This window comes from Micromonospora sp. NPDC049102 (assembly GCF_043197485.1).
Lineage (GTDB): Bacteria > Actinomycetota > Actinomycetes > Mycobacteriales > Micromonosporaceae > Micromonospora.
In genome coordinates this window covers 1-24,361 of the sequence record NZ_JBICTE010000006.1, presented here as the reverse complement: position 1 = coordinate 24,361, position 24,361 = coordinate 1, and the positions used below count along the sequence as shown (strand labels likewise).

The window sequence follows — 24,361 nt, the reverse complement described above, 5'->3', positions numbered from 1 at the left end:
CCGGTGTTCGGCGTCACAACATCAGCGGCGTGACGCCGGTCGCCTGACGTACATAGACGGCCACCATCCGGCGTAGGCTCGTTTTCGTGACGATCGAGCACTCCGCGCCGACGACCGGCCAGGCAGCGCGTACCGCAACGGCCGCCCCCGAGGGGCGTCGCCTGCTGCGTATCGAGGCGCGCAACGCCGAGACGCCGATCGAGCGCAAACCCCCGTGGATCAAGGTCAAGGCCAAGATGGGCCCGGAGTACACCCAGCTGCGCGGGCTCGTGTCGCGCGAAGGGCTGCACACCGTCTGCCAGGAGGCCGGCTGCCCCAACATCTACGAGTGCTGGGAGGACCGGGAGGCCACCTTCCTCATCGGCGGCGACCAGTGCACCCGGCGCTGCGACTTCTGCCAGATCGACACCGGCAAGCCGGCCGAGTTCGACGCCGACGAGCCGCGTCGCGTCGCCGAGTCGGTGGTCTCGATGGGTCTGCGGTACGCCACCATCACCGGTGTCGCCCGCGACGACCTGCCCGACGGTGGGGCCTGGCTGTACGCCGAGACGGTCCGGCAGATCCACGCCCTCCAGCCCGGCTGCGGCGTCGAGCTGCTGATTCCCGACTTCAACGCGGTCCCCGAGCAGTTGGCCGAGGTCTTCGGCTCCCGTCCCGAGGTGCTGGCGCACAACGTGGAGACCGTGCCGCGCATCTTCAAGCGCATCCGGCCGGCGTTCCGCTACGACCGTTCGCTGGACGTGATCCGCCAGGCCCGCGCCGACGGCCTGGTCACCAAGAGCAACCTCATCCTGGGCATGGGCGAGGAGCGGGCCGAGATCTCGCAGGCGCTGCGCGACCTGCACGAGGCGGGCTGCGAGCTGATCACCATCACGCAGTACCTGCGGCCCTCCCCCCGGCACCACCCGGTGACCCGCTGGGTCAAGCCGGAGGAGTTCGTGGAGCTGCGCGAGGAGGCCGAGGAGATCGGCTTCGCCGGGGTGATGAGCGGTCCGCTGGTGCGCTCGTCGTACCGTGCCGGCCGGCTCTACCAGCAGGCGCTCGACGCCCGCGCCGCCACCACGGTGACCACCGCCGGCTGACCCGCCGACAGCGCCGCACGGACCGTGCGGCGCCCGGGTGTCATGATCGTGCGATGACCGCCGGGGTACGCGACCAGCCGCGCGGCGCGGACCGACCGCGTCCGCGGCCCGGCGTCCGCCTCGGACTCCTCGGCTGGCTCACCGCCCTGGCCCTGCTCGCCGGCATCGGCTACCGGCTCTGGCTGGTGGCACACGCGACTCCCCCGACGAACAGCGACGAGGCGACCATGGGCCTTGCCGCGCTGCACATCGCCCGGGGCGAGGGGTTCCCGGTCTGGTTCTACGGCCAGCAGTACATGGGCACCCTGGAGGCGTACCTGGCCGCGCCGGTGGTCGCGCTCGCCGGCCCGTCCCTGTTCGGACTGCGACTGCCGACGCTGGCGCTGTACGCGCTGTTCCTGCTGCTGGCCTGGCGGCTGACGCTACGGCTGACCGGGGACCGCTGGTTCGGCCTGCTGGTGGTCGTCCTGCTCGCCCTCGGCGCCGACCGGGTCGTCAAGAACCAGCTCATCGCCGGCGGGGGCTACCCCGAGATGAACGCCGTCGGGGTCGCGCTCGCCCTGCTCGCCGTCGACCTGGCCGCCGGACGACCCGGATGGCGACTCGCACGCTGGGCCGCCTGGGGGTTCCTGGCCGGCTTGATGCTGTGGGTGGACCCGCTGGTGCTGCCGTACGTCGTGGCGACCGGCGCGGTGCTTGTCGGGTTCCGCCACCGGGAGCTGCGCGGGCGGACCGGCCCGTTCGTCGGCGCGGCAGTCCTGCTAGGGGCCGCCCCGCTGCTGGCGCACAGCCTGTTGACCGGCCGGAACCCGGTGAGCGCGGTGCTCGCCGCCGGCGGTGCCGACGACTCCGCCGGCTGGACGGACCGGCTGCACGGCGGGTTGCTGGTCGGGCCGCCGCTGGGCATGGGGTTCTGCGGCCCCGGTTCCTGCGCCACCTGGCAACTGTGGTGGGCGTACGCGCTGCCGGTGTTGCTGGTCGTCGCGGCCGGCACCGCCTGGCGGACCCTGCGCCGCCCACCCGCCCCGGCCGGCTCGGACGAGGTGTCGCCCCGGGTCACGGGAGCGGTGCGGCTGGCCCTCGTGCTGGCCGCGGTGGCGACCCTCGTCGCGTACACCGTGAGCAGTTCCTCCGGCCTGACCCCGGCGGAGAGTTCGCGGTACCTGTCGACGCTGCTCATCGCCGTGCCGGCGCTGCTCTGGCCGGTCTGGGCGCTGGCCCGGTCCCGGCCGGGGGCAACCGCGGCCCGGCCGATCGCGCTGGTCGTCCTGGCCGCCACGCTGCTCACCGCCGCCTACGCGACGACGCAGGCGGCGCGGACGACGTCGGCGAACCGGTCCGACGAGGCCCGGCACGCCGAACTGGTGGCCGCGCTGCGTCACCTCGGGGTACGACAGGTGCGCGCCGGCTACTGGACCTGCAACCGCCTCACCTTCGCCACCGCGGAGGAGGTGGTCTGCGCGGTCGTGGACGACGACCTGCGCCCCGGCTTCGACCGCTACCCCGCGTACCGCCGCGAGGTGGAGGCCGCCGCTGCGCCGGCCTGGGTCGCGCCGGCCGGCTCACCGCTGGCTGCTCGGCTCGACGGGCGACTCGGCGCGGGACCGGACGCCCTCGACCTGGTCACCGTCGACGGCTGGCGGATCTACCTGCCGCGCGTCTGAGCGCGGCCCGCCGTCACGCCTGGACGGCGGGCTCGGCGGCACCCGGACGCGGATCAACCCGGGCGACGGCGACCACTAGACTCTCCGGCATGGCAAAGCCCCAGGAGAAGGTCTCGTTCGGCCAACGGCTGAAGCAGATCGGGATGGTGTTCCAGTTCACCGCCAAGCAGGACCGGTGGTTCGCGCCGCTGGTCGCCGCGGCGGTGCTCATCCCGCTCGCGCTCACCGTGGTCGCGGTGATCCTCTGGAGCTGGATCTGGCTGCCGCTGGGCATCCTGTTCGCCCTGCTCGCGGTCCTGATCGTGCTCAACCTGCGGTCCAACGCGGCGATGATGAACGCCGCCGAGGGGCAGCCCGGGGCGGCGGCGCAGATCATGGACAACATGCGCGGCGACTGGCGGGTCACCCCGGCCGTCAGCTCCACCACGCAGATGGACATGGTCCACCTGGTGATCGGCCGGCCGGGCGTGATCCTGCTGGCCGAGGGCAACCCCCAGCGCGTACGCGGTCTGCTCGGGCAGGAGAAGCGCCGACTCGCCAAGGTCATCGGCTCCGCCCCGCTGCACGACTACGTGATCGGCCAGCAGGAGGGCGAGCTGCCGATCCGCAAGCTGCGCACGACGCTGCTGCGGCTGCCCCGCGCGCTCAGCGGCAAGGACGTCAACTCGCTGGACAAGCGCCTCAAGGCGCTCACCGCCCGTCCGCAGATGCCCAAGGGCACGATCCCGAAGAACATGCGGCCCCCGGGCGGCGCCCGTCAGCCGCGACGCTGACGCGTACACCGTAGAAGAGCCGGACCCCCGCGGGTCCGGCTCTTTTCGGTGAAGCCTGGCTTCAGGCGCGGGGGGCGTCGACGACGACCGAGTCGACGAGGCGGTCGTGCACCCCACGGCGGTGCTCGTCCATGATCAGCGCGGGTACGACGAGCGCCAGCAGCACGCCCCGGGCCAGCGCGCGGAGCAGGCCGATCCGGCCACCGTCGTGCCAGTTCACGCAGCGGACCTTGGTGATGTACATGCCCGGGGTCTGCGCGAACAGGCCGAGGAAGATGCCGTACTCCAGGATCAACACGAGCACCGGCGCCCAGCCGTCGCGTACCGGGTCGGCGAAGATGTTGGCCACCAGCAGGCAGAGCACCCAGTCGATGATCAGCGCTCCGAAGCGCCGCCCCAGGCTCGGCGGGGTGAAGGTGGGGTCGCTGGCCGGCGCTGCCGGGACGTGCGGGTTGGTCACAGCGATCAAGGGTATCCGCGTCCCGATCGGCCCCTCGGAGTGCCGTCACCACTGCGTGCCGATTCGGGCCAATGACCTCAAGTGTCACTACACTGACCCAGCCGGTACGCCGTTCCCGCAGGTTGAGCGCCCGGACAGGAGCATCCTGACGCTCCGCGAGGGACGTAACACGGCAGAAACACTGAAGACATGGCCGGGCAACTCCCCGGCCCTAGCGTCGCCAGAAGCCTAGCCACCCCGTGGACGTGCCAGGAGGATGTGTGTTCGCCAATCCCGAGGAACTCCTGCGATACCTCAAGAACGAGGACGTGAAGTTCGTCGACGTTCGTTTCTGTGACCTGCCCGGCGTGATGCAGCACTTCAACCTGCCGGTCGAGTCCGTCAACGACGGCCTCTTCACCGACGGCCTCGCGTTCGACGGCTCGTCGATCCGCGGTTTCCAGGCGATCCACGAGTCGGACATGCTCCTGCTCCCGGACGTCGCGACCGCGTTCATCGACCCGTTCCGCGCGCAGAAGACGCTCGCGCTGAACTTCTTCATCCACGACCCGTTCACCCGTGAGGCCTACAGCCGCGACCCGCGCAACGTCGCGAAGAAGGCCGAGGCGTACCTGGCGGCCAGCGGCATCGCCGACACCGCCTACTTCGGCGCCGAGGCGGAGTTCTACATCTTCGACTCGATCCGCCACGAGACCTCGGCGCACCAGTCGTTCTACTACATCGACTCGATCGAGGGCGCCTGGAACACCGGCCGCGACGAGTCGGGCGGCAACCTCGGCTACAAGACCGCCTACAAGGGCGGCTACTTCCCGGTGCCGCCCGTGGACCACTACGCCGACCTGCGTGACTCGATCGTGCGCCGCCTGGTCGACACCGGCTTCACCGTGGAGCGCTCGCACCACGAGGTGGGCACCGCCGGCCAGTCCGAGATCAACTACAAGTTCTCGACGCTGCTGCACGCCGGTGACCAGCTCCAGCTCTTCAAGTACATCGTGAAGAACGAGGCCTGGGCCAACGGCAAGACCGCCACGTTCATGCCCAAGCCGCTCTTCGGTGACAACGGCTCCGGCATGCACACCCACCAGAGCCTCTGGCTCAACGGGGAGCCGCTGTTCTACGACGAGACCGGCTACGCCGGCCTGTCCGACATGGCCCGCTGGTACATCGGCGGTCTGCTGCACCACGCGCCGTCGCTGCTGGCGTTCACCAACCCGACGGTCAACTCGTACCGTCGCCTGGTCCCCGGCTACGAGGCCCCGGTCAACCTGGTCTACTCGCAGCGCAACCGCTCCGCCTGCACCCGCATCCCGGTGACCGGCAGCAACCCGAAGGCCAAGCGCGTCGAGTTCCGCGTGCCGGACCCGTCGGCGAACGTCTACCTGGCCTTCTCGGCCATGATGATGGCCGGCCTGGACGGCATCAAGAGCAAGATCGAGCCGCCGACGCCGATCGACAAGGACCTCTACGACCTCCCGCCGGAGGAGTGGGGCGACGTCAAGCAGGTCCCGGGCTCGCTGCCGGCCGTGCTCGACTCGCTCGAGGCCGACCACGACTACCTGCTCGAGGGCGGCGTCTTCACCCCCGACCTGATCTCCACCTGGGTCGACTGGAAGCGCGCCAACGAGGTCGACCCGGTGCGTCTGCGCCCGACCCCGCACGAGTTCGCCATGTACTACGACTGCTGAGCAGTCACACGCACCACCGTCTGGGCCGGCCCCGCGATTCGCGGAGCCGGCCCAGACGCATTGGCACGCTCGCGCTTCGCCAGGTCGGGTCGGGTCGGGTTCGGTCTGGTCGCGCTCGGCACGTCCAGCGAGCGGCGTGCCCCGGCCTGCCCCTCCGAGGAGGGACGGCATGTGTCCCACTCATCCTTTGCTCTGCTTCAGTAGAGGAAACACCTGACGTCCGATAATCGGACACCGGGTGTTGCCTCCGCTGAAGCAGAGCAAAGGATGAGCCTCGACGGGTGCCTCCTCCCCAACGGGGTGGGGGACAGCACCCGGGCGTCGACAAATCCGGCCCCGCCCTAACGCCGCTGCGTCGACACCCGTCTTCGTGGGGTGCCGTCGTCACTACGGCGCAGCAGCAGGGCCAGCGGCAGAGCCAGGACCACCACGGTCATGACCACCGCGCCGGGGGCCTTGGTGAAGCGGGCGAGGTTGGTGCCGTCGGGCAGCGCCAGGAATGCCGCCAGCGCCGCCGGCAGCGCGAACCACGCCGTCCGACTGGCGGTCAACGCGAGCAGCGCCAGCGGCCAGGTCGCGTACCAGGGGTGGAAGACCGGGGACAGGACGACCGTGGCGACCAGTGCCAGGCCCGCACCGTGCAGCGCCACCCGGCAGCGGTCCGAGACCGGTTCACCCGAGGCCCGCAGCCTCCTCCAGGTCCGCCACCAGAGCGCCACCAGCACGACCGCGAGCAGCAGCAACGCCACCGTCCGGGCCACTGGAACCGCCTGCGGGTCGCGCCCGGCCAGCGCACCCGCGTAGTCCACCACCATGCCGACGGCGGTGGGCGGCGACGTCCACTGCTCGGAGTCCCCACTGCGGGTCAGTCCGCCCACCCAGCCGAATCCGAGTCCGGACAGCGCCGAGGCGACCAGCAGCGCGGCGACAAGGCCGCCGCCCAGCCACACGCCGCTCCGAAACACCGTGCGGCCCGACGCTCCCGCCAGCACAGCGAACGGCACCACCACGACCGCGCTGGCCTTCACGGTCACCGCCAGTCCGAGTAGCACTCCGGCGAGCAGCAGCGCCGCGGGGCCGCCCGGCCGACGGACCACCACCAGCAGCCCGCAGAGCAGCAGCCCGAGCATCACGGCGTCGTTGTGGGCCCCGGCCACCAGGTGCACGCCGACCAGCGGCGCGGCCAGCGCCAACCAGGCCGCCCGTCGGATCGGCACGCCGGCCGCCCGCGCCAGGGACGGCAGGCAGTACGCCGCCAGCACCAGCCCGGCCACCGCGATCACCCGCAGCGCCACGACCGTGCCCGTGAGCCCGCCGCCGACGCCCACCGCGAGCGCGGCGAGCAGGACGAACACCGGCCCGTACGGAGCGGGTGTGTCCCGCCAGATCGGTGCCACCGTCTCCACCCACGGGCAACCTGCTGCGGCCACCCCCACCGTGTATGGGTCGGCACCGTGCGTGTACGTCCAGCCCTGGCAGGCGTACGAGTAGACGTCCCGGCTGCCCAGCGGCGGCGCGATCAGCAGCGGCAGGACCCAGAGACCGGCGGTGACGTACGCCCAGCGGCCCGACGGCGCACCGGCGCGCAGCGACCACCACGCGCCGACGAGCAGCGCGCTGCCGACGAACCAGCAGGTCAGTGTCGCCGGTCCGCCCGGCGCCTGCCAGATCGACGCCGGGGTCGCGCCGAGCGGGGCGTCGGGCAGCGCCCCGCCGAGGAACCCGGCGACGGCGAGCAGGAGCGCGCCGACCAGGCCGACGTACCGGACAAGCCGGGCGGACGGGGGGCCGGGAATCGGCGGTGGTACGCCGGGAGTGGTCACCGGCACACCTTCCCTCAGTCGGCGGCGACCGGTTGGCGGGCCGCCCGAGCCGACCGTACCAACCGGACGACCAGCACGATCACCAACAGCGTCATCAGCGGCGCCCCGACCGTCTTGGTGTACCGGGGCAGTCCGGTGCCGTCCGGCAGCACCAGGAACGACGCGACCAGCGCGACGACGATGAACCATCCGGTACGCCGGGCGGTGGCCGCCAGAACCGCGAGGGGCCAGACCCAGTACCAGGGATGAAAGAGTGGCGCGAGGGCGACCGTGGCGGTCAGCGCCACGGCGGCGTACCACAGCGGCTCCCGCGTGCGGGCCCGCCACCACAGCCACAGCAGCAGCACCGCCAGCACCGCGACGCCGATCCCCCGGGTGACTGCGAGCGCGTCGACGTGCCCACCGAAGGGCACCGCCAGGTAGCCGATGCTCTGCCCGAACGCCGTGGACGGTGAGGTCCAGGCGATCGCGTCACCGCCGCGGGCCAGCCCGCCGACCCAGCCGAAGTCCAGTCCGGCGGCGAAGGTCACCCCGACCACGACGGCGCCCGCGCCGCCGACCACCCAACAGCCGTAACGGATCAACGCGCGGATCGAGTACCCGCCGACGATCGCGGCCAGCGCGGCGAACGGCACCACGACCAGCGCCGTCACCTTGATGCCGGCGGCGAGACCGAGCAGCGCGCCACCGGCGAGCAGCGGGCCGGGCCGTCCGGGGCGGGAGGCGATCACGGCCAGCCCGGCGACCAGCAGGCCGACCATCAGGGCGTCGTTGTGCGCGCCGGAGACCAGGTGCACGGCGACCAGCGGGCAGGCGAGGGTCAGCCAGACCGCCCGCGAGGCCGGTACGCCCACCCGCCGGGCCAGCACCGGCAGGCTGACCGCGATCAGCGCGACCCCCGCCACGGCGATCAGCCGGAACACCACGATCGCGCCGGTCAGCGAGCCGGTGGCCTTGACCACCGCGCCGGACAGCACGACGAACAGCGGCCCGTACGGCGCCGGGGTGTCCCGCCAGATGTACGAGATGCTGTCCAGCCAGGGGCAGGGCAGCGCGGAGACACCCTGCTCGTACGGGTTGATCCCGGCGGCGTAGCTGGCGCCCTGGCAGGCGTACGCGTAGACGTCGCGGCTGGCCAGCGGCGGCGCGATCAGCACCGGCAGCAGCCAGAGCCCGACGGTGACCAGCGCCCAGCGGGTCGACGGCACGTTGTCGCGCAGCGACCACCAGGCGTAGGACAGCAGCGCGGTGCCGACCAGCCAGGCGACGATGACCAGCGGCCCGTTCGGCCCCTGCCAGATGCTGACCGGGTTGCTGCGCAGGGGCGAGTCGGGCAGGGCGCCGCCGAGGAACGCGGCGACGGCGAGCAACGCCGATCCCGCCAGTCCGGTCCAGCGCGCGAGGTGGTGAGGCACGCCGGACATGCTGCCAGTACGTCGGCGGGAAGCCAACGGCAGGCATCCGGCCGGGAATCGCCCTCAAGCCTGACCCAGGGGCGCTGATGAGGCATCGGACGCGGGCCGCCAGTTGGCAAGTGCCCCCGGACGAGGCATCGGATCGCAACCGAAGGCCACTATCTCCCCCGGCAGCACCTGAGCCCCGTCTCCCAGGTTTGGCCGCATGCGCCATGGCCGCTTCCTTCCACAGCGCCGTCAGTAGGACTCCGTCGCCTCCACAGACGGCACTCAGTTGCTCCACCGCCTGTCGAGGCGGCAACAGTTTACCGTTGAGCCATCATTCCCAGGATGACCTACTGTAACTAGTTCGCTGACCCAGACGGGTCAGGCTCAATGAAGCGCTGTCCTTGAGGAATCGCAGCTCAATCACCAAACGCTCCGCCGCTTCGGAAAGACCAGCGGGCAGTCTACTCCACGGCATTCCAGTCCCCCGTATCACATTCCGTACAGGCCTTAGTCCGGACCCGGTGTCTCTTGATGTCCCGGAACGTTTCGCAAGGCTAGCGGGACGACCGCTAGCCCGCCAAACTGTGCAACGTCAGCGCATACGGCAGTTTTCCATATTCGCGGCCTGCCTGGAGTTGACCGGCCGGGGAGCTGGTTGCGTAAGCAGCAGCCACACCAGCGTTTCCGCGTGTGACGGAGCGGCGGAGGCTGCGGCTCTGAATCCCCCTTGGGGGGCGGCACTATCACCTCGTTCCGAGTGTGCGCAGGTCCGGACAACACCGACCGCGAATGCACCGGATGGGCGACCGCCTAGCGCATTTACCGGCCGGACCCTGCCCGGCAAAAATATTGAGTAGTCGCTTGAGCGTCCGATAAACTGCGGGAAATCGCGATCAATCATCTGGCAAAGGAGGCTGGCCCGGCTAGGGACCGTAGCAGAAGTCGTGCGCCGGGAGGCCGGTAGCTCCGCAAGTCGCCAGACCGATGTCGCCACGACCATGCCGTGCCCGAACTGGCCCGCACAAACGGACTACGCTATGACGCTTCGGCAGCGTCATAGCGTAGTCCGAAAATCAAATCCGACGGTCAGCAGTGGTTAACCGGTAAGAGTGCGCTGGAGATCGAGTATTCGCCGGCAGCATCGGCGCGCACCTCGGTCCACCCGTCCGCGCCGGGTCGCAGGCAGCCATCCAGGCCGCTCAACGACAGCCAACGTGACCAGCGCACCCGGACCGGCACGTCGCCGGGCGTGGCGGTCAGCCGGACCGAGCCGCGATCGGCGGCGACGAGTTTGCCCGGGGCGCCGACCAGCGGCGTCGGATCGACCACGGCGTACATACTCCAGGTCTTCTCACTCCAGACCTTCCGCAGGTACGGCAGGCCGGCGCGGATCAGCGCGGCCTCATCGCGGCCCCACTTGTCGGCGGGCGCGTCCGGGGCGAGCACCACGTAGGTCACCGCCTCGTGGCGTAACCACCGCTCGTACGTCTGCGCGCTCAGGCTGCCGTCGTAGAACAGCGCGTTACGATCGCTGTCGACCTGGCGTTCCCAGCCCCGCGCCAGTGGCACGGTCGGCGGCAGGTACGCGGACTCCCAGTGGTCCCGCAACGGCACCACCTCGACCCGCCCGGCAGGCTGCCGCCTATCGAGTTCGGCGACGAGCGGTTGATAGAAGCTCGCGGCGCTCTCCGGGGCACCTGCGTGGGTCACGTCGCTCAGCATCACCGGGGACTGCCACCACACGGTCGCGGCGAGCAGCCCGGCCAGCCACGGCCCCCGCAACGCGAGGTGCCCGGCCAGCACGGGCAGTGCGAAGAGCATCGGGAGTCGTAGGGCGTTGGACCCGATCGGGCTGGGCACGTAGTACGCCCCAACCAGGAGCAGCACGGTGAGCAACGCGCCGATGCGCACCACCCGGCGGCGACGTGGCAGCACGACCGCCACCAGCACCGCGAGCGCGACGTTGATCCGCATCGATTCGGCCGAATATGGCTGGGTGCCGCCGTTGCCGAAGACGAATGCGATCGGGGCGAGCGTGACGGCAGGCGCCGCAGCCAGGACGAGTCCCTCGGCCAGCGGTCGCTCGGCTCGCCAGCCTCCGGGCAGCGGGCGACCCGGCCCGTCACCGGTACGCAGGGCGGCAAGTAGCAGCGCCGAGCCGGCCAGCCCGGTGAACAGGCCGGCGACCGGGCTGGCCGCCGTCGCGAGGGTGGCGCAGGCGACGGCGAGCATCAACCGGAGCCAACGCGGTGGGCGTTCCGCGCTGACCGCGCAGAGCGCCAGCAGCCCGAACGCCAGCCCGACCGCGAAGGTGATCCGACCGCTCGCCAGGTTGCCGACCAGCACCACAGCGCCGAGAACTCCGGCCAGCAGCGGTCGACGCGCCCGGTTGCGGATGAACAGCCATCCCAGCGCGCCCGCGCCGACCACTGCGGCGACTGCCCCGAGCGGACGCACCCCCATCAGCGCGCCCAACCGCGCCGTAAAGAGGCTGTAGCCGTACTGGTTGACGCCGCCGTACCAGCCGAAGTCCACAGGTGCAGCCCCGTACCGCTCGGTGAACCCGGCGCGGGCGACCTGGGCGGCGAGGTCGGTGCCCATCGGCGGCGCGAGGAGGAACGCGACAGCCAGCACCACGGCGGCCCCGGTCGCCGCCGCCCAGCTGGTGCCCGCCATGCGCTGCCCGGTGGGGCGCGACGACGTGTCAGCCATTGAGGACCCGTTCGGCGGCGGCGCGGGCCCGGCGGCCGGTGCGCAGGTACTCGTCGAGGAACCTCCCCGGATCGTCGCGGCCGAGCAGCCGGACCACCCCCGCCAGCTCCACCCCGTGCCGGGGCAACTGGTCGCCAGCCCGACCCCGGACCAGCATCAGCGCGTTGCGGACCTGCGCGGCCAGGGACCAGCCGGCCGCCATCTCCGCGGCGTCCGCCGGGTCGACCAGGCCGGCCCGCTCGGCCGCCGCGAGGGCATCGAGGGTACGCGTGCCGCGCAGTTCCGGGACGGCGCCCGCGTGCCGGAGCTGGACGAGCTGGACCGCCCACTCCACGTCGGCCAGCCCGCCCCGACCCAGCTTCGTGTGGGTCGCCGGGTCGGCCCCGCGCGGCAGCCGCTCGGTCTCCACCCGGGCCTTGATCCGGCGGATCTCGACGACCTGCTCGCGGGTCAGCCCGCCGGGCGGGTAACGCACCGGCTCGATCATCGCCTCGAACTCGGCGCCCAGGTCGGCGTCGCCGCAGACGAACCGGGCGCGCAGCAGCGCCTGGGCCTCCCACACCCGCGACCAGCGGGCGTAGTACTGGGCGTACGCGGCGAGGCTGCGCACCAGCGGACCCTGGCGGCCCTCGGGGCGCAGGTCGGCGTCGACGCCGAGCGGCGGGTCGGGGGCGGGCACGCCGAGCAGTCGCCGCAGTTCCTCCGCGATGGCGTGCGCGGCGGCGCTGGCCGCGCTCTCGCTGGTGCCGGCGGGCGGGTCGTAGACGAAGAGCACGTCGGCGTCGGAGAGGTAGTTCGACTCGTACCCGCCGAGCCGGCCCATCCCGATCACCGCGAACCGCAGCCCTTCCGGGGCCGGTTGGCTGGCCCGGGCGGCCCGCAGCGCGGCGGCGAGGGTCGCGTCGGTGACGTCGGCGAGGGCCGTACCGACCTCGGTGATGTCGGCCAGCCCCGGCGACGGCCGCGTGCCGCCGTCCGCCCGGGTCGGGGTGGGTGCCAGTGCGCCGGCCCGACAGAGCACGTCGGCGCAGGCCACCCGGACCAGCTCCCGGCGGCGCGACGCGCGCACGGCGCGGGTCGCCTCGACCGGATCGGTGTGCCGGGCCGCCGCCGCCAGGAAACCCTCCCGCAGCACCGGACGCGGACGCGGTGCCAGCTCGTTCTCCTCGGCGAGCAGCCGCAGCGCCTCGGGGTCGCGGGCGAGCAGGTCGGCGACGTACCGCGACAGGGCCAGGACCCGGGCCAGCCGACGGGCGACGGGACCGCCGTCGCGCAACAGTCGCAGGTACCAGGGGGTGCTGCCCAGCTTGTCGGACACCTTGCGGTAGTTGAGCAGCCCCCGGTCCGGCTCCGGCGCGTCGGCGAACTCGCTCAGCAGCACCGGCAGCAGGGTCCGCTGGATGGCCGCCGTGCGACTCACCCCGCCGGTCAGCGCCTGGAGGTGACGCAGCGCCCCGGCCGGGTCGGCGAAACCGAGGATCTCCAGCCGGTGCCGGGCCGCCTCCGGGGTGAGCCGGAGCCCGTCGGCGGGCACCCGGGCCACCGACTCCAGCAGCGGCCGGTAGAGGAGTTTGGCGTGCAGCCGGCGTACCTCGGTGGCGTGGGTGACCCAGTCGGCCCGGAAGCTCTCGACGGCGCTGCGGCCCGGTACGGCCGTGAAACCCAGCGCGGCGGCCAACCAGCGCAGCGCGCCCGGCTCGGTGGGCACGGTGTGCGTGCGGCGCAGGGCCTGGAGTTGGAGCCGGTGCTCGACGGCGCGCAGGAAGCGGTAGCCGCGCAGCAGCGACTCGCCGTCGGCGCGGCCGACGTAGCCGCCGGCGACCAGCGCGCGCAGCGCCGGGATGGTGCCGGGCGTGCGCAGCGTCTCGTCGCCACGGCCGTGTACGAGTTGCAGGAGCTGGACGGCGAACTCGATGTCGCGCAGCCCGCCGGGACCACGCTTGATCTCGCGTTCCAGCTCCTTCGGCGGGACGTTGTCGATGATCCGGCGGCGCATGGCGCGGACGTCCTCGACCGCTTCGGGTCGTTCGGCGGCCCGCCACACCAGCGGCGCGAGCTGGTCGACCCACTCCTTCGCCAGTGGCAGGTCACCGGCGGCCGGGCGGGCCTTGAGCAGCGCCTGGAACTCCCAGGTACGCGCCCACCGGCGGTAGTAGGCGAGGTGGCTGGCGAGGGTACGCACCAGCGGGCCACGGCTGCCCTCGGGTCGCAGGGCGGCGTCCACCGGCCAGGCGACCATTCCGCAGACGGAGATCAGTCGGGTCGCCACCTGGGTCGCGGCGGGCAGGTCGGCGTCCTCGGCGGCCACGAAGATCACGTCCACGTCGGAGACGTAGTTCAGCTCGCCGCCGCCGCACTTGCCCATGGCCACCACGGCCAGCCGGGGCCGCTCGGTGCCGGCCGCCAACTCGTCGACGGCGATCTCGTACGCGGCGGCCAGGGTCGCGTCGGCCAGCGCGGACAGCGCGGCCATGGTCTGCTCCAGGGCACGGCCGCCGGTGAGGTCGGCCGCCGCGATCCGCAGCAGGGCCAGCCGGTACGCGCTGCGCAGCACCGCCACCGGATTGCCGTCACCGACCAGTTCGAGTCGACCCTCGGCGATCGGCGCGAGCCCGTCCGGCGCGGTGCGCAGCGCCAGGCAGTGCTCGGGGTTCGCCACCAGATGGTCGCCGAGCGCCGACGACGCGCCGAGGACGGCGATCAGTCGACGCCGCAGCCCGGGGTCGGCGTGCAGCTCCGCGAGCAGTGGCGAGCCGGTGCCGGCGGCGCTGATCCGGCTCTCGGCCTCGACGATGCGGTGCAGTTGGCGCAGCGCGAGGTCCGGGTCGGCGGCGCGGGACAGCGCGGCGAGCAACTCCCCGGCCGTGTCGTCGACCGGCTCCTGCTCCTGGAGCTGCCAGAGGCCCAGCCCGTCCGGGCCGAGCAGGTCCGCCGCGCGGGCGCCACCGTCGTCCTCGGCGGTGCCGAAGCCGTAGCGGGCGAGCCGGCCCGGCGCCCTCGTCGGCCGGCTCATCAGTGCCCGAGCAGGGGCAGGCCGCGCCGGATCGTGCTGTCGTCCAACTCGCCCAGGGCCAGCGCGGCGAACCGGGCGGCGAACGGCTGCCAGACCTCCTCGACGTCCACCATCACCGAGTCGCAGGCCGCGACCACCAGCTCCGGGTCGTAGCCCAACTCGGCGAGCAGGGTCGAGTCGGTGGCCCAGTCGGCGATCATCGCGGTGTCGCACTCGATGTGGAACTGCAAACCCCAGGCCCGGTCACCGAGCCGGAACGCCTGGTGCGGGTAGCGGGTGGAGGCCGCCAGCAGGGTCGCGCCCCGGGGCAGCTCGGTGATCTCGTCGGAGTGCCACTGGAGCACGTCCGGGATCAGCGGCACGTACCGGAACAGGGGGTCCTGCTCGGCGGCGTCACGCCGGCCGATGACGCCGGGGCCGATCTCCGGCCCGGACGGACTCCGCTCGACCAGCCCGGCGTGCGCGGTGGCGAGCAACTGCGCGCCCAGGCAGACGGCCAGGGTGGGCACGCGGTACCGGACCGCTTTGCGCAGCAGGCCCTCCACGGCCGGAAACCAGGGCGCGCCGGGCGCGCCGTCCGACAGCGGGTACGCCTGCTGGTCGCCACCCAGCACCACCAGCGCCACGTACCCCTCAAGGTCCGCTGGGAGCTCGTCACCGGCGTGCGGGCGGAGCACCCGCAGCTCCAGCCCTGCCTCGGTCAGCCATTCACCCAACCGGCGCGCGTCGTCCGTCGGGTCGTTCTCGATCACCAGCGCGGTTGCCACCAGTCGAGGCTAGCGGGTGCCGAGCGCTCCGCCACGTCCCGGCACGGTCCGTGCCACCGGCCGGCGGCCTCCGTGCCGCGACGGTGGTTAGGCTCTGCGGTTGTGATCAACGAGGACACCGCCGCCGTCCGCCCTCCCGTGCTGCGCCCGGGTGACGCGGTGCTGCTCGTTTCGCCGTCCGGGCCGACCTCGCCGGAGCGGGTGGCCCGGGGCGTCGAGCTGCTCACCGGATGGGGTCTGCGCCCCATACCGGCCCCGAACGTGTACGCCCGCCACGGCTACCTCGCCGGCACCGACGACCTACGGGCCGCCGACCTGAACGCGGCGTTCGCCGACCCGGAGATCCGTGGGGTGATCTGCACCCGGGGCGGCTACGGCGCCCAGCGGATCGTCGACGCCATCGACATGGCCGCCATCCGCCGTGACCCGAAGGTGGTGGCCGGCTTCTCGGACATCACCGCGTTGCAGCTCGCCCTGTGGCGGGGCGCCCGACTGGCCGGGGTGCACGGCCCCGGGGCGGCCTGGCGGGACGAGCGGACGCCGCTGCGCTCCGCCGAGTCCCTGCACGCGGCGCTGATGACCACCGAGCCGGTGACCGTCGAGGCCGTGCCCACCGAGGAGACCTTCGGCGTACGCGTCCCGGGCCGCGCCACCGGCACCCTGCTCGGCGGCAACCTCTGCCTGATCGCCGCGTCGATCGGCACACCGGACCTGCCCGACCTGACCGGCGCGGTGCTGTTGATCGAGGACGTGCAGGAGCCCCCGTACAAGGTCGACCGGATGCTCACCCACCTGCGCCGGGCCGGCGCGCTGGACGGGCTGGCCGGCGTGGCGGTCGGGCAGTTCACCGGCTGCGGCGACGGCTGGGACACCACGATCGTCGACGTGCTCACCGAACGCCTCGGCGACCTGGGCGTACCGGTCCTCGGCGGCCTCCCCATCGGCCACGGCCCCAACCAGCTGACCGTCCCGGTAGGCACCGAAGCACAACTGGACACCGAAACCCAAACCCTGACGGTCTCCCCCGCAGTCCAGTAACCCCGCCCCGCCCCGCCCCCACCCCCACCCCCACCCCCGCCCCGCCCCGCCCCGCCCCGCCCCGCCCCGCCCCGCCCCGCCCCGCCCCGCCCCGCCCCCGGCGATCATGAAGTTGTTGTCACTCGCTACGGCGTGTCGCGGCAATAACTTCATGATCAGCGCGATGCCGACCGGCCCGGCGTCCGCGGTGGGCAACGGGTACAGCGTCACCGTGCCGTCGGTGGTTACCCGGCCGATCGTGTCGGAGGTCATCCCCGCGTACCAGCGTGCCCCGTCGGGTCCGACCGCGATGCCACCCGGCCCGGTACCGGGCGGCAGGGCGACCGTGCGCTGCGCGCCCTCGACGGTGATCCGACCGATCCGGTCATCACCGGAGCGGGTGAACCAGAGCGCACCGTCCGGACCCGTCGTGATGATCAACGGGCGGCCGCCGGCCGGCTCCAGCGGGTGGGTTCGGACCGAGCCGTCGGGGTCCAGGCGGGCGATGCCGCCGCCGTGGACCAACGTCAGCCACAGCGCGCCGTCGGGCCCGACCGTGATGCCGTACGGGCCGGCGTCCGGCTCGACGAGTGCGATCTCCCGGATCTCGACTCTCAACTGGGCGTACGTCCCTTCGTTGGCGGTGGACTGACCCTGACCGCCCGACAAGCGACAACACAACCGATTTCCGCCTTCGATTGTCAGCCCGCTGACAGGTTCGCCACGGGTCGCACCCAGGCTCACCCGTCACTGTCGGTGACGACATCGCGTACCACCTAGCCTTCTGGAGGAGAGCATGTCCCGCACCATCAGTAGGAAGCACATGCTGGCCGGTCTTGCCGCCGCCGGCGTCCTCGGCGTCGGGATCGCGGCCCCGACGATCGCCTTCGCCGCCGACACCCGGACGCCGAGCGCCAGCACCGCCCCGGCGCCCGGGGCCAAGGCCGACCGGCAGGGCCAGTTCGCCGAAGAGTTGGCCAAGGAACTGGGCGTGCCCACCGACAAGGTGACCGACGCGCTGGAGAAGATCCGCGAGCAGCACCGGCCGGCCGACCGGCCGCAGCGCCACTCCCCCGAGGAGCGCAAGGCCGCGCTCAAGGAGCGGCTGGACCAGGCCGTCAAGGACGGCAAGCTCACCCAGGAGCAGGCCGACGCCATCACCAAGGCCGTCGAGGCCGGCGTCTTCCCCGGCCCGGCCGGCCGCCCCGGCCCGTTCGGCCAGGGCGGCCCGGCCGGACAGGGCGGCCCGGCCGGACAGGGCGGCCCGGCCGGACAGGGCGGCCCGGCCTGATCCACTCGACCTTCGTGAATTCGGGGTGTCCGGCGGTCCCGGATACTTCGAATTCCACGATCTTGAGTTGATCAGCGCCGCAAGCCTGGGCCGCGCTCCGGGCGGCCCCGCCCGCGACCAGCACCGGGTCCGGCGGGTGATCAACCCAGGTTGATCGACTCTGTTTCGCCGATGTGGCGGTGTCCATCGCACTCGGACACCGCCACATCGGCGACCTGGAGTCGACCTTGCGCCTGGCAGGCCGCCGGGCACCCGCTCACCGGCGTCAGCCCTGCGCGGGTGGGGACGCGAACACGCCCAGGTGGTTGCCGGTCGGGTCGGTCAGCCGGGCCAGCGTGAGCCCGGTCGGCGTGGTCCGGGGCGGCATGAGCACCTGACCACCGGCCGCCTCGGCCCGCCGGCAGGTCTCCGCCACGTCGGTGACCTCGGCATAGAAGATCGTGTAGTTCGGCGCCGAGCCGTCGGTCGCCCGGATCGCTCCACCGATCCCGGTGTCGCCACCAGCACCGGTCGTCCGGTAGGAGCCGGCGGCCCCGCCCTCCTCCGTGAAGGCCCAGCCGAACAGGTCGCCGTAAAAGCGCTCCGCCTCCTCCGGCCGGTCGGTGCCGATCTCGAACCACGTGATGGGCGTCGCGGACATGCTGCCTCCAGGTCTTCCCGAGCCGGCCGTTCGGCCGGCTTCCGGTGCAGTCTCGAGGCCGCTCGCGACACCGTCCTGTCGGTGTTTCCGGATCACCCGGCCCGGTGGGACGCCCGGGACCGCGCGCTCACACGCCCGGACCGCGCGCTCACACGCCCGGACCGCGCGCTCACACCAGACTCAGCGCACGGACGCGCCCGTGCGGGATGTCCAGGTCCTCCAGGCGGAGGTCCCGGACCACCACCTCTGGCCGGGCCTCGACCGACCGGATGCGGTCGGTGCGGAAGCACCGCAGCTCGGCCCGGAGGCGGCACCAGGCCACCAGGTACCAGTGGTGGGTGTTGCCGAGGTAGCCCAGCGGCTCGACGTCGCGGAGCGAGTCGGTGCCGGCGCGGTCGGCGTACCGGATGCGCAGCACCCGCCGCGCGGCGACCGCGTGGGCGACGGTGGCCGGGACGGGCGTGGCCGGCCCGTCACCGACCAGGTGCACCCGGCCGGCGAGCCGGTGCGCCTCGGCGGCGTCGGCGGCCGGCAGCACCGCCAGCAGTTTGCGCAGCGCGGTGGCGCCCGGTGCGGCGAACGGCGAGCCGGCGAGCCGGTGCAGCGCCACGGCCATCGCGACCGCCTCGGCAGCGGTCAGGTTGACCGGCGGCAGCGTGTGGGCGCGGTCCAGGACGTAGCCGCCGGTACGGCCGGGCTCGGCCCAGATCGGTACGCCGGCCTGCTGGAGCGCGCCGATGTCCCGTTCGATGGTCCGGCTGCTCACTTCGAAGCGCACGGCGAGCCAGCGGGCGCTGCGCGGCCGTGGCGACACGGCCCGCAGCTCCTCGACCAGGGCGTAGAGCCGGTCCGTACGGTTCATGCCCGGCACGCTACGACCGGGGTACGACTGCGCTCGGGCGAAGCAGGCTCAGGCGATGCAGGCGCAGACGATAAGCGCGGCGCCGAAGTGCGTGGCGGCGCTGACCCGGGCCGCCGGGTGCGGCTCGGACGAGCAGATGACCTCACCGAGCTTGCCCGGGGTCAGCAGGTCCAGGACGAAGAACGCCAGCGCCATGATGGCCAGCCCGAGCAGCCCGAACACCACGGTGGAGGCGAGCCCCTTGGCGAAGTCGCTGTAGCTGGTCAGGATCGCCGTGAAGACGATGCCGGCGATGCCGAGCTGGTTGGCGGCGAGCAGCAGCCCCGCGTTGGCGTTGCGCTCGACCCAGATCAGCTCCCGCAACCGCCCCGGTGTCAGCAGGTCGACGAGCCCGAACCCGGCAGCCATGAGCCCGACGCCCACGACCCCGAACACGACGCTCTGCCAGGCACCGCTGAGCAGGTCCTCCAGCACCGACTGCCTCCCGAATCTCCGCCCGGAAGGGGTACCGGCGCGGTGATCGAGACGATAGCGGCAGCGGGCGACCGCGTCAGCCCGCGCCTACAGCGCCAGGTAACGCTGCCGCTCGTACGGGGTGACCTCGCGGCGGTACTGCTCCCACTCGGCCCGCTTGTTGCGCAGGAAGAAGTCGAAGACGTGCTCGCCCAGCACCTCGGCGACCAGTTCGGATTCGGCCATCACGTCGATCGCCTCGGCGAGGTTCTCCGGCAGGGCCTCGTACCCCATGGCGCGGCGCTCGGCGCTGCTGAGCGACCAGACGTCGTCCTCGGCCCCCGGCGGCAGCTCGTAGCCCTCCTCGATGCCTTTGAGGCCCGCGCCGAGCAGCACCGCGAAGGCGAGGTACGGGTTGGTCGCCGAGTCCAGCGAGCGGACCTCGACCCGGGCGGAGTTCGGCTTGCCGTACGCCGGAACCCGCACCAGCGCGGACCGGTTCAGGTGACCCCAGCAGACGTACGCCGGGCTCTCGGTGATCCGGTCGGGCAGGTGCTGCGGGAAGAGCCGCTTGTACGAGTTGACCCACTGGTTGGTGACCGCCGTGTACTCCCGGGCGTGCACCAGCAGGCCGGCGATGAAGGACTTCGCCACCTTGGAGAGCTTCATCGGGTCGCCACCGTCGTGGAAGGCGTTGCGCTCGCCCTCGAACAGCGACAGGTGGGTGTGCATGCCGCTGCCGGGCTGGTCGGTGAACGGCTTCGGCATGAAGCTGGCCTGCACGCCGGTGGAGAGGGCGACCTCCTTGACCACGTGACGGAAGGTCATGATGTTGTCGGCGGTGGTCAGCGCGTCGGCGTACCGCAGGTCGATCTCCTGCTGGCCGGGCGCGACCTCGTGGTGGCTGAACTCCACCGAGATGCCGATCCGCTCCAGCGCCAGCACGCCCTGGCGGCGGAAGTCGCGGGCCACGGCGTGGGTGGTGTGCTCGAAGTAGCCGCCGGTGTCGACGGGCGTGGGCACCGAGCCGTCCTGCGGACCGTTCTCCAGCAGGAAGAACTCGATCTCGGGGTGGGTGTAGAAGGTGAAGCCCTTCTCGGCCGCCTTGGACAGCGCGCGGCGCAGCACGTGGCGCGGGTCGGCCCAGGACGGACCGCCGTCGGGCAGCAGGATGTCGCAGAACATCCGGGCGCTCTCGCCGCTGACCCCGCCCTCGAACGGGAAGACCTGGAAGGTGGTGGGGTCGGGCATCGCCACCATGTCCGATTCGAAGACGCGCGCGAAGCCCTCGATCGCCGAGCCGTCGAAGCCGATGCCCTCCTCGAAGGCCGCTTCCAACTCCGCGGGCGCCACCGAGACGCTCTTGAGCGTGCCCAGCACGTCCGTGAACCACAGCCGGACGAACCGGATGTCCCGCTCTTCCAGCGTACGGAGGACGAACTCCTGCTGACGGTCCACTTCCCCAACCCCTCGCGACACTCTTTGTCCGCCTTGGCCGGGCTGCGCCCGACCTGACCGCCCAGTGTTCCCGGGCCTGGTTACGCAGACGTTACGCGAACCGCCGCCGCCCGTCCCCTCGTGTCCCGCCCGCCGAGCGGTACCGATGCGGCACGACGGCCGCGCGGTGCCCGCACGTGGCCGCCGTCTCGTCCGAGGGTACGGATTGCCCCGGCGAAGCTGAGGCAAGATGAGGACATGCCCACCCTGCGTCTCGCCCTGTCCCAGGTCAACCCGAGCGTCGGCGATCTCGTCGGCAACGCCGACCTGGTCCGCAGCTGGACCCGCCAGGCCGCCGGCGCCGGTGCCCAGCTGGTGCTCTTCCCGGAGATGATGCTGACCGGCTACCCGGTCGAGGACCTGGTCTTCCGGCGCTCCTTCGTCGCCGCGTCCCAGGCCGCCGTGCGGCAGCTCGCGGCCGACCTCGCCGACGACGGCCTCGGTGACCTGCCGGTCGTGGTCGGCTACCTGGACGCCGACGGTCCGCCGCAGGTCAGCGGGGACGCCGAGCCGGGGCGGGGCGCCCGCAACGCCGCCGCGCTGCTGCACCGGGGCGAGGTGGTCGCCCGCTACTTCAAGCACCACCTGCCCAACTACGGCGTCTTCGACGAGGACCGCTACTTCGTCTCCGGCGCGGAGCTGACCGTCGTGCGGATCGGCGGGGTGGACGTCGCGCTGACCATCTGCGAGGACCTGTGGCAGGCCGGTGGGCCGTTCACCGCCGCCCGGCAGGCCGGCGTCGGCCTCGTGGTCAACATCAACGGCTCGCCGTACGAGTTGAACAAGGACGACATCCGCCTGCCGCTGGTCCGCCGCCGGGCCGCCGAGGCGAACGCCACCATCGCGTACATCAACATGATCGGCGGCCAGGACGAGCTGGTCTTCGAGGGCGACTCGATGATCGTCGCCCCCGACGGCGAACTGCTCACCCGTGCCCCGCAGTTCGTCGAACACCTGCTCGTGCACGACGTCGAGCTGCCGGCCGCGACCACGGCCCCCGGCAGCGACAGCGTCGCGGACGGCATGCGGATCAGTTACCACATGGTGGAGGCGATCCCGCCCGCGCCGTCCGGCCCGGCCGTCACCGGCGGGCTGATCGAGCCGGTCGCCGACGAGGCCGAGGTCTGGCACGCGCTGGTGCTGGGCCTGCGCGACTACGTCAACAAGAACCGGTTCGCCTCGGTGGTGCTCGGCCTCTCCGGTGGCATCGACTCGGCGGTGGTGGCCGCCCTCGCCGTCGACGCGCTCGGCCCGGACCGGGTGGTCGGTGTGTCGCTGCCCAGTCAGCACTCCTCCGAGCACTCCCGTGAGGACGCCGCCGACCTGGCCAAGCGCACCGGGCTCGACTACCGCGTCGAGCCGATCCAGCCGATGGTGGACGCCTTCCTGGCCAATCTGTCGCTGTCCGGGATCGCCGTGGAGAACCTTCAGGCCCGGGTACGCGGTGTCATCCTGATGGCGCTGTCGAACCAGGAGGGCCACCTGGTCCTGACCACCGGCAACAAGAGCGAGCTGGCGGTCGGCTACTCCACCCTGTACGGCGACTCGGTGGGCGGCTTCAACCCGATCAAGGACGTCTGGAAGACGCTCGTGTGGCGTCTGGCGAAGTGGCGCAACGCGGACGCGGCCCGCCGCGGCGAGACCGCCCCGATCCCGGAGAACTCGATCGGCAAGCCGCCGAGCGCCGAGCTGAGCCCGGGCCAGCTCGACAGCGACTCCCTGCCCGACTACGACGTACTGGACCCGATCCTCATCGGGTACGTCGACGGCGACCTGGGCCGCGACGGGCTGGTCGAGTCGGGCCACGAACCGGCCGTCGTCGACAGGGTGCTGCGACTGGTGGATACCGCCGAGTACAAGCGACGCCAGTCCGCGCCGGGCACGAAGATCTCCATGAAGGCGTTCGGCCGGGACCGTCGACTGCCGATCACGAACCGGTGGCGCGAGCACGGCTGACGTCGTACGGCTCCCGAGTGACATCTTCCACTGGGCCCTGCCGCCAGGCTGTCGCGCGGTGCGACGATCGGCGGAGCCCGGGGACCGCGCAGGCGGCCTCGAGGAAGGGAGACAGTCATGATCGAGTCCACTCCGCACGAGGTGACCGCGCTGTATGGCGGCCCGGTCACCCGGCGGGTCCGCACCCGCGACCTGATCGCCGCCAAGGAGCGCGGCGAACGGTGGCCGATGCTCACCTCGTACGACCAGTACACGGCGGGCATCTTCGACCGGGCCGGCGTACCGGTGCTGCTGGTCGGCGATTCCGCGGCGAACAACGTGTTCGGCTACGAGACGACCCTGCCGGTCACCGCCGACGACCTGTTGCCGCTGGTACGGGCCGTGGTGCGCTCGACCCGGCAGGCCCTCGTCGTCGGTGACCTGCCGTTCGGCTCGTACGAGGAGGGCCCGGCCCAGGCGCTGCGCACCGCCGTACGGTTCATGAAGGAGGGCGGCTGCCACGCGGTGAAGCTGGAGGGCGGCCGACGGTGCGCCGCGCAGATCGCCGCGATCGTCGGCGCCGGCATCCCGGTGATGGCGCACATCGGTTTCACTCCGCAGAGCGAGCACACGCTGGGCGGCTACCGGGTGCAGGGGCGGGGTGACACGGCCGACGAGGTGCTGGCCGACGCGCGGGCGGTGACCGAGGCCGGCGCGTTCGCGGTGGTGTTGGAAATGGTGCCGGGCGTGGTGGCCAAGCAGATCACCCACGAGCTGCCCATTCCCACGGTCGGCATCGGCGCCGGCCCGGACACCGACGCCCAGGTGCTGGTCTGGCAGGACATGGCCGGCCTGCGCACCGGCAAGGCGCCGCGCTTCGTGAAGCGGTACGCCGACCTCGCGGACGTCCTCACCGACGCCACCCGCCGCTTCGCCGACGAGGTCCGCGGCGGCGATTTCCCGGCCGCCGAGCACACCTTCTAGCGCGGACCGCCACGCGGCCGTCATTGATCATGACCACTGGAACTGTCGTACACCTGCTCTAGCCTCGGACGGTGATCGACGAGTTGGCGCAGGCGCGGGGCGCGGTGGCGGCATCCGCCGCCGCGCCCGTCTGGGCTCTCGCGGAGCATGACCTGGTGGCTGCGCTCGACGCCGCTGTGACCGCCCGCCGCGCTGGTGCGACGCCCACGTGCGCCGTGAGGCGCTGATTGATCGAGTGGAGGTGAGAGACCGCCACCGCCGTCCTGTCGCGGCAGGAGGGTGAAGCTGAGGGGCAGTCGG

Annotated in this window: 20 protein-coding genes; 10 read left to right on the top strand and 10 right to left on the bottom strand. The window is 72.4% G+C overall.

Annotated features, from left to right (window positions below; genetic code table 11):
* Window positions 1-86: 86 nt before the first annotated feature.
* From lipA to ACGFH9_RS08845, 3 genes are all read left to right on the top strand, one after another.
* Entirely contained in the window at window positions 87-1,082 is a 996-nt protein-coding gene (gene lipA / locus ACGFH9_RS08855) for a lipoyl synthase (RefSeq protein WP_393217035.1), read from the top strand.
* 53 nt (window positions 1,083-1,135) lie between these two features.
* Window positions 1,136-2,746, top strand: coding sequence for a hypothetical protein (locus ACGFH9_RS08850; protein ID WP_393217034.1), 1,611 nt, complete (start codon window positions 1,136-1,138; stop codon window positions 2,744-2,746).
* Window positions 2,747-2,835: 89 nt separating this feature from the next.
* On the top strand, window positions 2,836-3,519 hold the full coding sequence (locus tag ACGFH9_RS08845) for a DUF4191 domain-containing protein (protein WP_393217033.1): 684 nt from the start codon (window positions 2,836-2,838) through the stop codon (window positions 3,517-3,519).
* 61 nt (window positions 3,520-3,580) lie between these two features.
* Here ACGFH9_RS08845 and ACGFH9_RS08840 read toward each other — a convergent pair whose 3' ends face one another.
* Entirely contained in the window at window positions 3,581-3,979 is a 399-nt protein-coding gene (locus ACGFH9_RS08840; RefSeq protein ID WP_355624690.1) for an RDD family protein, read from the bottom strand.
* Window positions 3,980-4,239: 260 nt separating this feature from the next.
* Here ACGFH9_RS08840 and glnA (ACGFH9_RS08835) point away from each other — a divergent pair, with 260 nt between their 5' ends.
* Window positions 4,240-5,664 (top strand): type I glutamate--ammonia ligase, encoded by a 1,425-nt coding sequence (gene glnA, locus ACGFH9_RS08835; RefSeq protein WP_393217032.1) that lies wholly within the window; start codon window positions 4,240-4,242, stop codon window positions 5,662-5,664.
* Window positions 5,665-6,005: 341 nt separating this feature from the next.
* Here glnA (ACGFH9_RS08835) and mptB (ACGFH9_RS08830) read toward each other — a convergent pair whose 3' ends face one another.
* The 5 genes from mptB (ACGFH9_RS08830) to ACGFH9_RS08810 form a co-directional block, all read right to left on the bottom strand.
* Window positions 6,006-7,487, bottom strand: coding sequence for a polyprenol phosphomannose-dependent alpha 1,6 mannosyltransferase MptB (gene mptB / locus ACGFH9_RS08830; RefSeq protein WP_393217031.1), 1,482 nt, complete (start codon window positions 7,485-7,487; stop codon window positions 6,006-6,008).
* Window positions 7,488-7,501: 14 nt separating this feature from the next.
* The gene (mptB, locus tag ACGFH9_RS08825; RefSeq protein WP_393217030.1) at window positions 7,502-8,902 is read right to left on the bottom strand and encodes a polyprenol phosphomannose-dependent alpha 1,6 mannosyltransferase MptB; all 1,401 of its coding nucleotides are present in this window, start codon (window positions 8,900-8,902) and stop codon (window positions 7,502-7,504) included.
* Window positions 8,903-9,976: 1,074 nt separating this feature from the next.
* On the bottom strand, window positions 9,977-11,602 hold the full coding sequence (locus tag ACGFH9_RS08820) for a hypothetical protein (RefSeq protein ID WP_393217029.1): 1,626 nt from the start codon (window positions 11,600-11,602) through the stop codon (window positions 9,977-9,979).
* Window positions 11,595-14,615 carry a bifunctional [glutamine synthetase] adenylyltransferase/[glutamine synthetase]-adenylyl-L-tyrosine phosphorylase gene (locus tag ACGFH9_RS08815; RefSeq protein ID WP_393217028.1) on the bottom strand — a complete coding sequence of 1,007 codons (3,021 nt, stop codon included), beginning with the start codon at window positions 14,613-14,615 and terminating at the stop codon, window positions 11,595-11,597. The genes ACGFH9_RS08820 and ACGFH9_RS08815 overlap by 8 nt, the downstream gene beginning before the upstream one ends.
* The gene (locus ACGFH9_RS08810) at window positions 14,615-15,382 is read right to left on the bottom strand and encodes a type 1 glutamine amidotransferase (protein ID WP_393217027.1); all 768 of its coding nucleotides are present in this window, start codon (window positions 15,380-15,382) and stop codon (window positions 14,615-14,617) included. Before ACGFH9_RS08810 ends, ACGFH9_RS08815 begins: the two co-directional genes overlap by 1 nt.
* A 102-nt stretch (window positions 15,383-15,484) precedes the next feature.
* Here ACGFH9_RS08810 and ACGFH9_RS08805 point away from each other — a divergent pair, with 102 nt between their 5' ends.
* The 3 genes from ACGFH9_RS08805 to ACGFH9_RS08795 all read left to right on the top strand — a co-directional run bounded on the left by ACGFH9_RS08805 (window position 15,485) and on the right by ACGFH9_RS08795 (window position 17,690).
* Entirely contained in the window at window positions 15,485-16,420 is a 936-nt protein-coding gene (locus tag ACGFH9_RS08805) for an LD-carboxypeptidase (RefSeq protein ID WP_393217026.1), read from the top strand.
* A 163-nt stretch (window positions 16,421-16,583) separates the two neighbouring features.
* Window positions 16,584-17,051 carry a hypothetical protein gene (locus tag ACGFH9_RS08800; protein ID WP_393217025.1) on the top strand — a complete coding sequence of 156 codons (468 nt, stop codon included), beginning with the start codon at window positions 16,584-16,586 and terminating at the stop codon, window positions 17,049-17,051.
* A gap of 144 nt (window positions 17,052-17,195) precedes the next feature.
* Complete coding sequence (locus ACGFH9_RS08795; protein WP_393217024.1) at window positions 17,196-17,690, top strand: hypothetical protein; 495 nt, start codon at window positions 17,196-17,198, stop codon at window positions 17,688-17,690.
* Window positions 17,691-17,955: 265 nt separating this feature from the next.
* Here ACGFH9_RS08795 and ACGFH9_RS08790 read toward each other — a convergent pair whose 3' ends face one another.
* The 4 genes from ACGFH9_RS08790 to glnA (ACGFH9_RS08775) all read right to left on the bottom strand — a co-directional run bounded on the left by ACGFH9_RS08790 (window position 17,956) and on the right by glnA (ACGFH9_RS08775) (window position 21,103).
* Window positions 17,956-18,330 (bottom strand): VOC family protein, encoded by a 375-nt coding sequence (locus ACGFH9_RS08790; protein WP_355241449.1) that lies wholly within the window; start codon window positions 18,328-18,330, stop codon window positions 17,956-17,958.
* A gap of 169 nt (window positions 18,331-18,499) precedes the next feature.
* Window positions 18,500-19,192, bottom strand: coding sequence for a WYL domain-containing protein (locus tag ACGFH9_RS08785; protein WP_355241446.1), 693 nt, complete (start codon window positions 19,190-19,192; stop codon window positions 18,500-18,502).
* A gap of 48 nt (window positions 19,193-19,240) precedes the next feature.
* The gene (locus tag ACGFH9_RS08780) at window positions 19,241-19,666 is read right to left on the bottom strand and encodes a DUF350 domain-containing protein (protein ID WP_393217023.1); all 426 of its coding nucleotides are present in this window, start codon (window positions 19,664-19,666) and stop codon (window positions 19,241-19,243) included.
* A gap of 87 nt (window positions 19,667-19,753) precedes the next feature.
* Window positions 19,754-21,103: a type I glutamate--ammonia ligase gene (glnA, locus tag ACGFH9_RS08775; protein ID WP_355241440.1), complete on the bottom strand. Its 1,350-nt coding sequence runs from the start codon at window positions 21,101-21,103 to the stop codon at window positions 19,754-19,756.
* A gap of 237 nt (window positions 21,104-21,340) precedes the next feature.
* Between glnA (ACGFH9_RS08775) and ACGFH9_RS08770 the strand changes: the two genes are divergently transcribed.
* From ACGFH9_RS08770 to ACGFH9_RS08760, 3 genes are all read left to right on the top strand, one after another.
* Entirely contained in the window at window positions 21,341-23,098 is a 1,758-nt protein-coding gene (locus tag ACGFH9_RS08770) for an NAD+ synthase (RefSeq protein ID WP_393217022.1), read from the top strand.
* Between the two features lie 117 nt (window positions 23,099-23,215).
* On the top strand, window positions 23,216-24,061 hold the full coding sequence (gene panB, locus ACGFH9_RS08765) for a 3-methyl-2-oxobutanoate hydroxymethyltransferase (protein ID WP_355241435.1): 846 nt from the start codon (window positions 23,216-23,218) through the stop codon (window positions 24,059-24,061).
* A gap of 71 nt (window positions 24,062-24,132) precedes the next feature.
* Window positions 24,133-24,288, top strand: a complete 156-nt coding sequence (locus ACGFH9_RS08760; RefSeq protein ID WP_393217021.1) for a hypothetical protein — start codon at window positions 24,133-24,135, stop codon at window positions 24,286-24,288.
* Window positions 24,289-24,361: the final 73 nt, after the last annotated feature.